Origin of the sequence: Caulobacter vibrioides OR37 (assembly GCF_000372645.1) — a bacterium.
Taxonomy (GTDB): domain Bacteria; phylum Pseudomonadota; class Alphaproteobacteria; order Caulobacterales; family Caulobacteraceae; genus Caulobacter; species Caulobacter vibrioides_E.
This window is the reverse complement of the sequence record NZ_APMP01000011.1, coordinates 47,837-60,996: the sequence shown is the minus strand read 5'-3', so window position 1 is coordinate 60,996 and position 13,160 is coordinate 47,837. Positions and strand designations below refer to the sequence as shown.

14 protein-coding genes are annotated in these 13,160 nt (G+C 68.4%); 9 read left to right on the top strand and 5 right to left on the bottom strand.

Annotation, left to right across the window (positions count from 1 at the left end; genetic code table 11):
* Positions 1 to 212: 212 nt before the first annotated feature.
* The 3 genes from OR37_RS10800 to OR37_RS10790 all read left to right on the top strand — a co-directional run bounded on the left by OR37_RS10800 (position 213) and on the right by OR37_RS10790 (position 1,970).
* Entirely contained in the window at positions 213 to 848 is a 636-nt protein-coding gene (locus tag OR37_RS10800; RefSeq protein ID WP_004619523.1) for a bleomycin resistance protein, read from the top strand.
* Positions 849 to 1,018: 170 nt separating this feature from the next.
* Entirely contained in the window at positions 1,019 to 1,489 is a 471-nt protein-coding gene (locus OR37_RS10795; protein WP_004619521.1) for a hypothetical protein, read from the top strand.
* 25 nt (positions 1,490 to 1,514) lie between these two features.
* Positions 1,515 to 1,970, top strand: coding sequence for a hypothetical protein (locus OR37_RS10790; RefSeq protein ID WP_004619519.1), 456 nt, complete (start codon positions 1,515 to 1,517; stop codon positions 1,968 to 1,970).
* 3 nt (positions 1,971 to 1,973) lie between these two features.
* Here OR37_RS10790 and phaH read toward each other — a convergent pair whose 3' ends face one another.
* The 4 genes from phaH to OR37_RS10770 form a co-directional block, all read right to left on the bottom strand.
* Positions 1,974 to 2,645, bottom strand: a complete 672-nt coding sequence (gene phaH / locus OR37_RS10785) for a phasin PhaH (RefSeq protein ID WP_004619517.1) — start codon at positions 2,643 to 2,645, stop codon at positions 1,974 to 1,976.
* Positions 2,646 to 2,753: 108 nt separating this feature from the next.
* The gene (gene chrA / locus OR37_RS10780; protein WP_004619515.1) at positions 2,754 to 4,040 is read right to left on the bottom strand and encodes a chromate efflux transporter; all 1,287 of its coding nucleotides are present in this window, start codon (positions 4,038 to 4,040) and stop codon (positions 2,754 to 2,756) included.
* Between the two features lie 4 nt (positions 4,041 to 4,044).
* Positions 4,045 to 4,863, bottom strand: coding sequence for a 23S rRNA (adenine(2030)-N(6))-methyltransferase RlmJ (gene rlmJ / locus OR37_RS10775; RefSeq protein WP_004619514.1), 819 nt, complete (start codon positions 4,861 to 4,863; stop codon positions 4,045 to 4,047).
* Between the two features lie 10 nt (positions 4,864 to 4,873).
* The gene (locus OR37_RS10770) at positions 4,874 to 5,857 is read right to left on the bottom strand and encodes a helix-turn-helix transcriptional regulator (RefSeq protein WP_004619511.1); all 984 of its coding nucleotides are present in this window, start codon (positions 5,855 to 5,857) and stop codon (positions 4,874 to 4,876) included.
* A gap of 72 nt (positions 5,858 to 5,929) precedes the next feature.
* Between OR37_RS10770 and OR37_RS21040 the strand changes: the two genes are divergently transcribed.
* The 5 genes from OR37_RS21040 (at position 5,930) to arsC (ending at position 10,694) form a co-directional block, all read left to right on the top strand.
* On the top strand, positions 5,930 to 6,325 hold the full coding sequence (locus OR37_RS21040; RefSeq protein WP_004619510.1) for a hypothetical protein: 396 nt from the start codon (positions 5,930 to 5,932) through the stop codon (positions 6,323 to 6,325).
* Positions 6,326 to 6,618: 293 nt separating this feature from the next.
* A complete protein-coding gene (locus tag OR37_RS10760; protein WP_004619508.1) occupies positions 6,619 to 9,147 on the top strand; it encodes a TonB-dependent receptor plug domain-containing protein in 2,529 nt (842 codons plus the stop codon).
* Positions 9,148 to 9,251: 104 nt separating this feature from the next.
* A complete protein-coding gene (locus OR37_RS10755; RefSeq protein WP_004619506.1) occupies positions 9,252 to 9,608 on the top strand; it encodes an ArsR/SmtB family transcription factor in 357 nt (118 codons plus the stop codon).
* A 1-nt stretch (position 9,609) separates the two neighbouring features.
* Entirely contained in the window at positions 9,610 to 10,284 is a 675-nt protein-coding gene (locus OR37_RS10750) for an aquaporin (RefSeq protein ID WP_004619504.1), read from the top strand.
* Positions 10,281 to 10,694, top strand: a complete 414-nt coding sequence (arsC, locus tag OR37_RS10745) for an arsenate reductase (glutaredoxin) (protein WP_004619502.1) — start codon at positions 10,281 to 10,283, stop codon at positions 10,692 to 10,694. Before OR37_RS10750 ends, arsC begins: the two co-directional genes overlap by 4 nt.
* A gap of 34 nt (positions 10,695 to 10,728) precedes the next feature.
* Here the strand turns inward: arsC and OR37_RS10740 are convergent, their stop codons facing one another.
* Positions 10,729 to 11,283, bottom strand: coding sequence for a GNAT family N-acetyltransferase (locus tag OR37_RS10740; RefSeq protein WP_004619500.1), 555 nt, complete (start codon positions 11,281 to 11,283; stop codon positions 10,729 to 10,731).
* Positions 11,284 to 11,551: 268 nt separating this feature from the next.
* Here OR37_RS10740 and OR37_RS10735 point away from each other — a divergent pair, with 268 nt between their 5' ends.
* Positions 11,552 to 13,153 (top strand): flavin monoamine oxidase family protein, encoded by a 1,602-nt coding sequence (locus tag OR37_RS10735; protein ID WP_004619499.1) that lies wholly within the window; start codon positions 11,552 to 11,554, stop codon positions 13,151 to 13,153.
* Positions 13,154 to 13,160 lie beyond the last annotated feature (7 nt).

The following is a 13,160-nucleotide window of genomic DNA, read 5'->3' as shown; positions in this document are numbered from 1 at the left end:
GCAAATCCCGTTTCGACACACAGGATGGGGCCGCTTGGTTAAGGCGATGTCCCCAGGCTTGGTGAATCCGCGTTAATTGTGAATGACGGCTGTTCGCGCCGCATCGCGGTCTTGGAACGCGAGCGCCGCCATGGCACGGTGACGGCGGACACCGCTCCGCACAGGGCGCGCGCACCGCCGCTCCCGCCCCATCCCGTTAGAGAGACAGAGCGATGACCTCATCGACCTCGACCATTCGGTTCGGCCGTCTGGCCGCGTCCGCCTTCACGCGCGACATCCAGGCGTCCTTCGCCTTCTATCGCGACGTGCTGGGCTTCCAGACAGTGTTCCAGAACGGCGACCCCGTCGGCTTCATGATCCTGGTGAAGGACCAGGCCGAGCTGCATCTCAGCCTGCTCAGGGACCACAAGCCCTCGACCGCCAACATCGCCCATCTGATCGTCGACGACGTCGACGCCCTGCACGATGTGCTGGTCGCCGCCGGCGTGAGGATCATCAAGTCTCTGGCCGACAAGGACTACGGCCTGCGCGCCTTCGTCTTCGCCGATCCCGACGGCAACCGTATCGACGTCGGCCAGCCCATGGCTCCGGTCGCCGAGGCCGCCCTCCATGTCGAGCGCCGCCGGGCGCCGGGCTCGACCTTCCGCAATGTCGGACTGGCGGACACCGTGTTTGAGGACGTCAATCTTGGCGGCGCGCGCTTTTCCGACGTCAACCTGGCCGGCGCGCGACTGGAGAACGTCAACCTCTCGGGCGTGACCATCGACAACGCCAATATCGAGGGCCTGACGATCTTTGGCATCGACATCCACGCCCTGGTGCAAGAAAGCCTGAAGCGGGGCGGCTGAAACAACGCGCGGAAACGCGCGGCCGCCGGCTTTCAGCCAAAGCGATGCGAAAACAAAAGTCTGGAGCAAGCCCCCGCGGCTTGCTCCAGATCACATCCGTGGCCGCTTAAGCATCCTTCCCGACACAACGGCGTTGTGTCGCTCGAGGGACCTTAACCGGTGAGGACAACATGCCCCGTCTCATCATCGTCGGCCTGACCGTCGCGGCCATGGCCTTGCCCGCCGTCATGGCGCCCACCGCGGCCGACGCCGCCTCGTGCCGAGAACGCAAGGCCACCGGCACGGTGCTGGGCGGCCTGGGCGGCGCTCTGCTCGGAAACGCCGTCTCCAAGGGCGGCGGCGGCCTGATCATCGGCGGCGTCGGCGGCGCGCTGGTCGGTCGCGAGATCGGCAAGAGCGGCTGCCGTACTCGCACGGCTTACTACGCGCCCGCGCCGCGCCCGGCCGCGAGGTCCGTCGAGCCTCGGCCCGTGCGCCAAGTCTACTATGACGCCCGGGGTAATCCGGTCGCCGCCGACGGCGGGACCTATCAGACGGTCTCGACCAGCCCGCCGGGCGGCGCCTGCCGCAACGCGACGATCTCCTATTACGACGATCGTGGTCGCCTGGACCATCGCGACGTCCAGATCTGCCCCCGCTGACCTTCAACCGCCACGGAAAACCCAGATGATCCGCAAGCCCGTGATGGCCGCCCTGGCTATCGCCGCCCTAGGACTCGCCGCCTGCGAGGACCGCCACGAAGCCATGGCCAATCCCAAGATCTGCGCCGACTTCAAGACCAATCCCGGCGCGTCGGCGGCGGCCGATCCCTCGACCCCGGTCGAGGAATGCGCGCGCCGCTGGGCCTATAGCCTGGCCGGCTCGAAGGACAGCGCCGAGGTGGTGGCCGACGCCGTGGTCGCCGCGTGCGCGCCGGCGCTCGGCAAATGGAACCAGGCCTCGCTGGGCCAGACCGCGCCGGGGGCCGAGCAGGCTCTCAGCCTGACCACCGGCCAGCCGACCAACCCGCTGGCCGAGCACAACGCCTTCGCCCAGGGCCGCGCCCTGCTCTATGTGGTCGAGGCCCGCGCCGGCCGCTGCAAGCCGCCGCCGGTCAGCAACGGCGTTCCGGCCGGCCTTTAACGGCTAGGCTTCAACGCCCTCGACGAAGCGCTTAGCCTGGGCGATCCAGGCGTCGCGCTCGGCGCGGCCCTTGAGGTTCAGCAACTGGTCGAACGAGGCCAACTCGTCGGGAGTCCAGGCGGCGATCTGGCTGAAGGTCGTCACGCCAAGCTCGCCCAGCGAAGCGGCCAGCTTGGGGCCGACGCCGACCAGGCGCGTAAGGTCGTCGCCGACCTGGGTCACGGCGGCCTGAACCGCTTCGGCGGCGGCTTCCACGGCCGGTTCGACCGGCTCGACCGCGACCGTTTCCACCGTCTCGGCGGCTTCGACCACCGCCTCGGCGACATCTTCATTGGCGGCGGCGATGGCTTCCACGGCCTGCTCCGCGACCGGCTCGACAGTCTCGTGAACCGCTTCGGGGATCGCGGCGGCCGCCTCGATCACCGGCTCGGGCTCGGCGAGCGGCATAGCCTCGACCGGCGGCGCCACGGGTTCGGGGGCCACGGCCATCAGCGCCTCGAGGTTCACCGCCTCGCGCCAGCGGGACGCCCACCACCAATAGGCCGCGCCGGCCGCCGCCGCGCCGCCGAACATCGCCCACAGGGGCGAGATCGCCCCGACCGCCACGCGCGGCGCGGTCTCGGGCTGGACCTTGTCGCTGGAATACTCAGGAAGAAAGCTGAAGATCGAAACCATGGCGCGCTCCGCAGGCGATAGGTGAAACCCCGATCTATTGCGGTGCAGCATAACACGGAAAATACGTTCGCGAGTGCAAAAATATTGCCGTAAGGGCAACTCGCGACCTCAAGCCAGTCCGACGGCCTTCAGGGCGACGCCCGCCGCCACCAGCGCGGCGACGAGACCCAGCATCGGCAGCCGCGTGGCGAAGGTCAGCATCAGGGCCAGGATCGTCAGACCCGCCGCCGCGGGGTCCAGACTGGAGAAGTCCGGCGCCAGCGCGCGCAGCGGTCCCAGCGTCACCGTCCGACCGCTGCGGAACAACAGGTGGACGGCGAACCAGAAGGCCAGCTGGCCGATCACTCCCACGGACGCGGCGGAGATCAGGGCCAAGGCCCGGGCCGGTCGCGGCCGGCGGCCCCAGCGCTCGAACAGCGGCCCGCCGCCGAAGATCCACAGAAACGATGGCGCGAAGGTCGTCCAGGCCGCCATCAGCCCACCCAGCAATCCCAGCGTCCACGCCCATTCGGGCGCGGCGGTCTGATACGCGCCGACGAAGCCGACGAAGACGAAGACCAGGATCAGCGGTCCCGGCGTCGTCTCGGCCAGGCCCAGGCCATCCAGCATCTGGCTCGCCGTAAGCCAGCCGAACACCGAAGCCGCCTGCCCCAGATAGGCCAGCGCCGCATAGGCGCCGCCGAAGCTGACCGCCGCCAGTCCGCCGAAGGTCAGGCCCATCCAGGCCAGCGGCGAGCCCGGCGCCAGGACCCAGGCCAAGGCGATCGGCGCCAGCCACAACGCCAGGCAGACCAGCGCCGTGCGGCGACGTCCGGCGACCGGCGCGCCATCGGACGCGGGCGCCTCGCCCTCGCCGCCTCGCGCGGTCAGCCAGCCCAGCAGGCCCGCGCCGAGCACCACCAGCGGAAACGGAACGCCGCTGAAGGCCAGCAACACGAAGGCGGCGGCGCAGACGAGGACGGCCATCCGGTCCTTCAACGCGCGCTTGCCCATGCGCAGCAGCGCCTGGAGCACCAGGGCGACCACCGCCGCCTTCAGGCCCAGCAGCACCGGCCCGACCCAGCTCGACCGGCCGTGAACGACGTACAGCGCCGAGAGGCCCAGCATCACCCCAAGGCCCGGCAGCACGAATAGCAGGCCCGCCGCGACGCCGCCCCGGATCCCGTGCAGCCGCCAGCCGATCCACGTGGCCAGTTGCTGAGCCTCCGGACCCGGCAGCAACATGCAGAAGCTCAAGGCGCGGGCGAAGGCGTCCTCGTCGATCCAGGCGCGGGTCTCGACGGTCTCGCGATGCAGCAGGGCGATCTGGCCCGCCGGCCCGCCAAAGCCGAGCAGGCCGATCTTCAGCCAGACCCGCAGGGCTTCACCGAAGGCGGGCGGCGAACGCTCGCGCACGGCCCTACGTCCGCCAGACGCACGATCGGCCGCCGGGCTCGCCCAGGCGCGCGGCGATCCAGTCTCCCGCCTCGCCCGCCGCTAGGTCGACGGCGGCCGGCGCGCCGATCATCACCATCGCGCAGCCGTTCATCTTCATGGGATCGATCAGGGGCCGAAGGCGCAGTTCCGCGACGAGCAGGTCTCCGGTGACGGTCTCCATGTCTCGCAGGAAGGCGTCGAACGTCTCCAGATCCTTGATCGGCAGCCAGATGGCCAGGGCCGCGTCCGGGGCGCGCCTCAGAACCTCGCGGGTCGTGGCGACGATGCGGTCATAGTCGTCTGGCCGCTCGAACGGCGGGTCGATGACCACGAAGGCGCGGCCGCCCTTGCCCGCTTGGCGCGCGGCGGTCTCGAAGCCATCAGCTTGCGCGACCGCGCAGGTCGGCAGGGTCGCCAAGGTCCGCCGCAGCAGCGCGACGTCGTCCGCACGCAGCTCGCAGCCGGTGTAGCGATCGCTCTTGCGTAGATGCCCCCCGAGCAGTAACGGCGAGCCGGGATAGAGGTCGGCGTCCGATCGGCTGATCGTCGCGACCGCCGCCAGGAGCGGCGCGAACACCGCCGGCGCGTCGGTCGCCCGCCGCAGGCGCGAGATCCCCGCTTGCGCCTCGCCCGATCGCCGCGCCATCTCGCCGGCCAGGTCGTAGGCGCCCGCGCCGGCGTGAGTGTCGATCACCGCCAGCGCCTCGCTCTCGGCCTGCAGCGCCGACAGCAGGGCCAGAAGGATCGCGTGCTTGTGCAGGTCCGCGAAATTGCCGGCGTGGAAGGCGTGGCGGTAGTTCATGGCCCGCTCCCTACCACGCCCCGTGCGCGCGGCCAGCCTCGCGCAGTTCGGCGATCATCGTGTCCTTCAGGGTCTGGGGCGCCACGATCTCGATGTCGCCGCCCCAGGTGAAGAGATGCCAGGCCAGCTCCCGCATCCCGCCGGCCCGAAAGGTCACCGTGACCGAGCCGTCCGGATCCTGGGTCACCTTCTGGGTCGCGTGGAAGCGCCAGCGCAGCGCGTCCTCGGCCCGGCTGGGCTTGATGCGCAGGACCACGTCCTGGATCTCGTCGTGATAGATGCCGAAGCTCTCGTCGGCGAAGGCCTGCAGCGAGAAGTCCTCGGGCGGCGGCGCGGGGGTGTCCAGCACCTTCAAGTCGCTCATCCGGTCCAGGCGCCAAGAGCGCGGCTTGCCGCCCGCGCCCTCCAGCGCGACCAGATAGTTGCTGCGCCCGAACAAGACGCCCAGCGGCGTAACCTCGCGCCGGCGTCCCGGCGTGCTGCCGCCCTCGTAGCGGAAAGACAGCCCCGAGAGGCCCTTGATCGCCGCGCGAATGGCGCTGAGCACTTGCTGGTCCTCGAACGGACGCGGACCCGCGTGGACGGCGATGGTCTCGGCCTGGACCAGGGCCTCGACATCGGGGGCGACGCGCCGACGCGCCGCGCCGCGCAAGGCCGACAACAGCTTGCCCTCCAGGGCGTACAGCGAGGCGGCGCGGGCCTCGGCGCCGGAGGCCTTGTAGCCGTCGGCGGCGGTGCGCAGGGCGGCCAGCTCCTCGGCGGTCGGGGTCTGGAACACGCCGTCCAGACCCGAGGGAATGCGGAAACGCTTGGTCGGCGGGTCGTCGATCGCCTCCATCTGCGGGAAGGCCGCCCAGACCGCGTCGCGCATCCGCTCGGCGGTGCGGCGGCCGACGTCCAGGGCGCGCGCCATCTCGTCCAGGGTCATGCCCTCGGCCGAGCCAGCCAGCATACGGGCCAGGTCCAGCAGGCGGGTTGCTTTCTCGTGTCTCATGAGCGGCACTCTATACGACCGTTTCTGTCGCAAGACCCGCACATTCTTCAGGCATCGACACTGGAGAACCCGATGTCCCGCGAAATCCGCTCCGCTTTGGCCCGCTCCTCTTTCGCCAGCCCCTCTTGGGCCTGCCCCGCCTGGGCGGTCGCGCCGGTCAGCCAGGCCTTGATCTCGGCCGTGATGGACTTCGCCGACATCCATCGCGAACTCGGTGGCGGCCGCACCCTTCGCCGGATCAGCCACGAGCGGGCCGCCAAGGCCGACATGTTCCTGCTGCTGGGTCGCGACGTGGAACGGGTCACCGATATCGGTCTCGTCTGGAACGACCGCGAGGATCAGATCGTCCGCGTCATCGACGACGCCGAACTGCGCGAGTCGCGCCTGACGGCCTGGGAAGAGGCTTTCGACCTGTTCGAGACCGAAGAGACCGACGAAGCGGCCGAACCGATGCGCCTGGTCGCCTGACGCGGACGTCGCGGCCTCCGCCTTCGCCACCTCAGCGCGCGGCCAAGGCCACGCTTCTGCCTAAAATCCGAGACCGATCGCCGCGCAAAGGGGCGCCCATTGGGCGCTCGCGCGGCTGTGGCGCTTTTCTGACAGCCCGCCATTGCCGAACGCCGAAACTCTGATCCCATGAATAGATCGGACAGTACCCGATGTATTTTTAGTGCCCGCGTTAAAAACGATAAACTCGGGGAGAAAAACGTCATGGAGAAGGAATCCGGCATGCGCCAATAAACACAATGAGGGGGCTATTAATGACTCAAGGCTTTAAACCCGCGCTGTTGGCGGGTATTTCCGTTCTATCCATTACTCTCGGATACTCGGCGAGCGCTCTGGCCGCCGCCGCGCCAGCCGCGGCCCCGACACCGGGGACCGAAGTCGACACCGTCATTGTCACCGGCACGCGCCAGACGGGCTTGCGCGTCGTCGACAGCCCGGCCCCCGTTCAGGTGGTCGACACCAGCACGCTTGAACGCACCGGCCAGGTGGACCTGCGCCTGGGCCTCGCCAATCTGGTGCCGTCCTTCAACGCCCAGGCCTTCGGCGGCGACACCGCCAACCTGACCCTTTCGGCCCGCCTGCGCGGCCTCTCGCCCAACCAGGCCCTGGTGCTGGTCAACGGCAAGCGCCGCCACACCACGGGCAACCTCGCCGTTCTGTCCGGCGTCTACCAAGGCGCCGCCGCCGCCGACCTCGGCTTCATTCCAATGGCCGGCATCGGTCGGATCGAAGTGCTGACCGACGGCGCCGCCGCCCAATACGGCACCGACGCCATCGCCGGCGTCGTCAACATCATCCTGAAGAAGAACGCCTCGGGCGGGACCATCTCGGCCACCGGCGGCGAATATTTCGATGGCGGCGGCAAGACGGCCGGCGCCTCGGTCAATATCGGCATGGCCCCGACCGAAAAGAGCTACCTGAACCTCACGGTCGAGACCAAGTACCACGGCTTCTCGAACCGCGGCCTGCCGGACCAGCGGATTTCCAACCCCGCCAGCCCCAGCTATTCGGCGACCAACAACGCCATCGAGAGCCAGATCCCGGGCTATCCGAACCTGAACCTGATCTCGGGCGACGCCGAATACCGCCTCAGCAACTTCGCCTATAACGGCGGCGTCGACCTACCGGGCGACTTCGAGCTCTATTCGTTCGGCACCTATGGCCACAAGGACGCCTCGGCCTACGAAAACTATCGTCGTTTCAACCGCATCTCGGGCAAGCAGGGCGCGGCCGACCGTCCCTTCCCGCTGGGCTTCAGCCCCCGCGAGCGGATCATCGAGGACGACTACGCCATGACCTGGGGCCTGTCCGGCAAGGTCGCGGGCTGGGACGCGGACCTCTCGGCCACCTACGGCAAGGACGACATCGAGGTGCGCGTCGAGAACTCGGCCAACGCCAGCCTCTACGCCGACACCTCGACGCTGACGACCAAGGGCTTCACCCCGACGTCGTTCCACGCCGGGCGGTGGATGACCACCCAATGGACCAACAACCTGGACCTGCGGCGCGGCTTCGACGTGGGCCTGGCCGCGCCGCTGGACGTCGCCTTCGGCGTCGAACAGCGTCGCGACACCTACAAGATCGGCGCCGGCGACACCGCTTCGACCTACAAGGAAGGCTCGCAGTCCTATCCGGGCTTCTCCAAGACCGACGCCGGCGGCCACGCTCGCACCAGCTGGGCGGCCTATACCGACCTCGCGGCCAATCCGATCACCGAATGGAAGATCGACGCGGCCCTGCGCTTCGAGCACTTCAGCGACTTTGGCGACACCACCGTCGCCAAGCTGACCAGCCGCTATGACTTCAGCGACAAGTTCGCCCTGCGCGGCACGGTGTCGACCGGCTTCCGCGCCCCGACCCTGGCGGAGTCGTTCTACTCGGCCACCAACGTCTCGCCGACCAGCGCCTTCGTGCAGTTGGCGCCGAACTCCAACGCCGCGCGCCTCTTGGGCATCGACAAGCTCAAGCCCGAAAAGTCCAAGAACTTCAGCATTGGCTTCGTGGCCCACCCGCTGCCCAAGCTGACGGCGACGGTCGACGCCTACCAGATCAAGCTGTCCAACCGGATCTTCGGCTCCAGCTCGATCTACGGGATGCGCAACGGCGTGATCGTCAACTCGAACGTCAACGCCGCCATCGCCGCCAACGGCAACGTGCTGGACAGCACCGTGACCAGCACCGGCATCAACATCTTCTCCAACGGCCTGGACACCCGCACTCGCGGCATCGACGTGGTGATGTCGTACCCGACGGACCTTGGCGACTATGGTCACATCGACTGGACGCTGAGCGGCAACTACAACCAGACCAAGATCACCAAGGTGAAGGCCGCGCCGACCGCCCTGGGCACGACCAGCGCCGCCTTCCCGACCGGCCAGATCCTGTTCGCCGGCAACGCCGCCGACCTGCTGGAAAAGGCCGCGCCGAAGTACAAGGTCGGGCTGAACGGCCTCTACACCTTCCACAAGGTGTCGCTGACCGTGACCGAGACCTTCTACGGCAAGGCCGAGGCCCTGTCCGACCCCGGCACCGGCCCGCTGCTGAACACCGTGGCCAGCGCCACGGCGATCACCGACGCCGAGCTGTCCTACAAGTTCCCGATGGGCGTCACCGCCGCGATCGGGGCCAACAACCTGTTCAACAAGTATCCGGACAAGTTCTCGGCCGCCTTCCAGGCCGCCTGCGTCGCCTCCGGCTCGGGCTGCGTAACCCAGTATCCCTCGTTCTCGCCCTACGGCATCAACGGCGGCTACTACTACGGGCGCCTGACCTTCGCCTTCTGAGGCGGAGCGACGGACTGAAACGCGAAGGGGCGGGCCGAGAGGTCCGCCCCTTTTGCTTCGAGGACGACGTTGCCAGGGGCCTTCATTTCCATAATATTGGAAATATGGAATCAAAGCCCGCGGTCAACATGCTCTCCGCCCTTGGTCACGAGGGCCGTCTGGCGGTCTTTCGTCTGCTGGTGAAGGCCGGCCCGCAGGGGATCGCGGCGGGCGAGATCGCGCGCGGGCTCGCCGTGCCGCCAAACAGCCTCTCGGCCAATCTCAACATTCTGTCCCACGCCGGCTTGATCGCTTCGCGACGAGAAGGACGGTCGATCATCTACTCGGCGGACTATGGCGCGATGAGCCGATTGCTGGCCTTCCTGATGGAAGACTGCTGCGGCGGCGCGCCGGAAATTTGCACGCCCCTGGACGCGATCCTCGCCCGCGCGAAGGCCTGCGCGCCCGGCTCGGCCTGCTGACATGGGAGGCTTCGACGCCCTCCGACGCCTGACGGCCGAAAGCCTGGGCGCGGCCCTTTTGCTGGCCGTGGTGATCGGCTCTGGAATCATGGGCGAGCGTCTGGCGGGTGGAAACACCGCTATCGCCCTGCTCGCCAACGCGCTGGCGACCGGCGCGGCCCTGGTCGTGCTGATCGGAGTGTTCGGACCGATCTCCGGCGCCCACTTCAACCCGGTCGTGACCCTGATCACGGCGCTGCGACGCGAGATCCCCTGGCGGCTGGCCCTGGCTTATCCCGTCGCCCAGATCGTCGGCGCCATTGTCGGCGTCTGGGTCGCGCACGCCATGTTCGGCGCGCCGATCCTCCAGATCTCGACCCACTCAAGGGCCGGCGGCGCGCTCGCCTTGTCGGAGGTCGTCGCGACCTTCGGTCTGATCGTGACGATCCTGGGAACGGCGCGTTTCCGGCCGGAGACTACGGCGAAGGCCGTCGGCCTCTACATCGTCGCCGCCTATTGGTTCACCGCCTCGACCGCGTTCGCCAATCCCGCGGTGACGATCGCGCGCTGCTTTTCCAACACCTTCGCCGGCATAGCCCCGTCCAGCGCGCCGGCGTTCATCGCGGCCCAGCTCATCGGCGCGCTGCTCGCGGCGAGCGTTCTGGGCTGGCTGCTCAAAGCGGAAAAGACTTCATGAGCGACGACGACTTTCCAATCACCGTGTTCCACAATCCGGCCTGCGGCACGTCGCGCAACGCCGTCGCCATGATCGAGGCGGCCGGCTATGAGCCCAAGATCGTCGAGTATCTGCGGGCCGGTTGGACCCACGACCAGTTGCGAGACCTGGCGCGCGAAGCCGGCCTGACCTTCCGCGCGCTGATGCGCGAAAAGGGAACGCCCGCCGAAGCGCTGGGCCTTCTGGCCGACGATGTCAGCGAGGACCGCATCCTGGACGCCATGGTCGAGCATCCGATCCTCGTGAACCGCCCCATCGTCGTCACGCCAAAGGGCGTGAAGCTCTGTAGGCCGTCTGAAGTCGTGCTCGACCTTCTGGAGCGGAGGCCCGAGCGCTTCACCAAGGAGGATGGCGAGGTCGTCAAGCTCTGACGACCTCCCGCCCGGGCGCTTGGTCGCGCCGGCCCTACAACCCCTTGCCCATCCGGATCAGCGGCACGCGATAGCCGGTGGAGGTCTCGGCCTCGAACGGCTCGATCTCGTGGTAGCCGCACGCCCGGTACAGCGGAACGCCGCCCATCGTGGCGGCCATCTCCACGCGGGTGAAGCCCTCGGCCCGCGCGGCCGCCTCGCAGGCGTCGAGGATCAACCGCCCGACGCCCTTTCGCGTGTGATCGGGGTGGGTGTACATCGCCCGCACCCGCGCGGCGTCAACCTTGGGATCGAGCAGAGCCGCGTCGCGCCCCGCCGAATGGTCGCCGCCGAACAGCGTGGCGCGCCGGCTCCAGCCGCCGCAGCCGGCGATCGCCTCGCCCGCCTCGACGACGAAATAGGTGCCGTCGGCGATCAGCTGGGTGTCCAGCCCCATGACCTCGAACGAGGCCCGCACGCCCTCGGGCGGCAGAAAGGCCGGCAGCAGCTCGGCGATGGCGCGGCCCATCAAGGCCGATAGCGTCGGCATGTCCTCGGGGCGCGCCAAGCGAAGGCGCGGCGCTGGGCTCGAGGCGGGCGGATTTGACATCATTTCACTCCATCGCGAGGCGGCGCGCCCGCGCGAAATAGGGATTCCGTCCGACAAAGCGCGATGACCCGCCCGCGCCCATCGATCGCACATCGGCCGCTCCGGGCGCCCAATGGCGAGGCGTCCGGCCGGTCGGCCCGGACCTCGACCGAAAACGGATTGCATCGCCGTGTGCGGACTTTCGAGATGTCACCGTCCAGCGCGGAGTCAAGTCGCTGGACCCGCGCTGGACGACGAGTCCGGCGGGCAAGCAAGGGTCGGGGGTATCATGAGCGGATTGGATGCCGGCGTGGCGGGAGGCGTGCTCACGCGCCGCCGGTTCTTCGAAAGCCTGGCCGCGGTGGGCGGCATGTCGCTGGTGCTGTCGGGCATGGAGGCCCTGGGCTATTCGATGGCCTCGGCGACCGAACTGCCGCCGGAGCTGACGGGCGGAGCCAAGGGGACCAAGGTCATCATCCTGGGCGCGGGCCTGGCTGGCATGACCGCCGCCTACGAGCTGAGCAAGGCCGGCTATCAGGTGCAGATCCTGGAGGCGCGGTCCTTCGCCGGCGGCCGCTGCCAGACCGCGCGCAAGGGCTTCAAGCACACCGACCTGATCGGCCACGAACAGACCTGCGAGTTCGACGACGGCCTTTACATCAATGTCGGCCCCTGGCGGATCCCGTACCACCACCGCTCGACCTTGCACTACACCAAGGCTTTCGGCGTACCGCTGGAAAGCTTCGTCAACGACAACGACGCCTCCTACGTCTATTTCGAGAAGGGCTCGGGTCCGCTGGCCGGCAAGCCGGTGCGCAAGGGCGAGATCGCCGCCGACATCCGCGGCTACACTGCCGAGCTGGTCGCCAAGGCCGCTAGCCAGGGCGCGCTGGACGCCCCGCTGACCGGCCTGGATCGCGAGAAGTTCATCGCCTACCTGGTCAACGAGGGCCGCCTGACCAAGGACCTGGCCTACAAGGGCACGGAAGGTCGCGGCTTTTCGATCAGCCCTGGCGCCGGCGTCGATCCTGGTCCCGGCAAGGAGCTGCCGCCGTTCGCCTTCAAGGACGTGCTGGACAGCAACGCCTGGCGGGTCCTGAGCTCGGTCACCGGCTTCGAGCAGCAGCGCACCATGCTGCAGCCCGTCGGCGGCATGGACCAGATCGCCAAGGCCTTCGAAAAGCGGGTCGGACCGATGATCCGCTACGGCGCCGTCGTCGAGAAGATCAAGCAGTCGCCGACCGGTGTGACGGTCTCGTACAAGGGCGCCGACGGCAAGCCCGGCGAGGTCACGGCCGACTACTGCCTCTGCACCATCCCGCTCAGCGTGCTCAAGCAGATCGACCTCGACGCCTCGGCCCCGTTCAAGGCGGCGATGGAGGGGGTCTCCTACGCGCCGGTCAACAAGATCGGCCTGCAGATGAAAACCCGCTTCTGGGAAGAGAAGCACCACATCTACGGCGGCCACATCTATACCGACCTGCCGGGGATCAACTCGATCTCCCTGCCCTCCACCGGCTGGCAAGGGCAAAAGGGCGTGCTGCTGGGCTACTACGCCTTCGGCGGCGAGGCGGCCAAGATCAGCGCCAAGAGCCCGGCCGACCGCGCGGCCTTCGCCGTGGCGGCGGGCCAGAAGATCTTCCCCGAATACGCCGACAACTTCGAAAGCGCCTTTTCGTTCAGCTGGCACCTGGCTGAGTACAATCTGGGCGGTTGGGCCGAATGGAGCGAGGCCGGCCGCAAGAACGCCTATCCGATCCTTTGCCAACCCGACGGGCGCCTCTATCTGGCCGGCGAACATCTCAGCTACCTTGGCGGCTGGCAGGCCGGCGCCATCGAGTCGGCCTGGCAGCAGATCGGCAAGATCCACGCCCGCGTTCAACAGGCCTGAGGGGGAA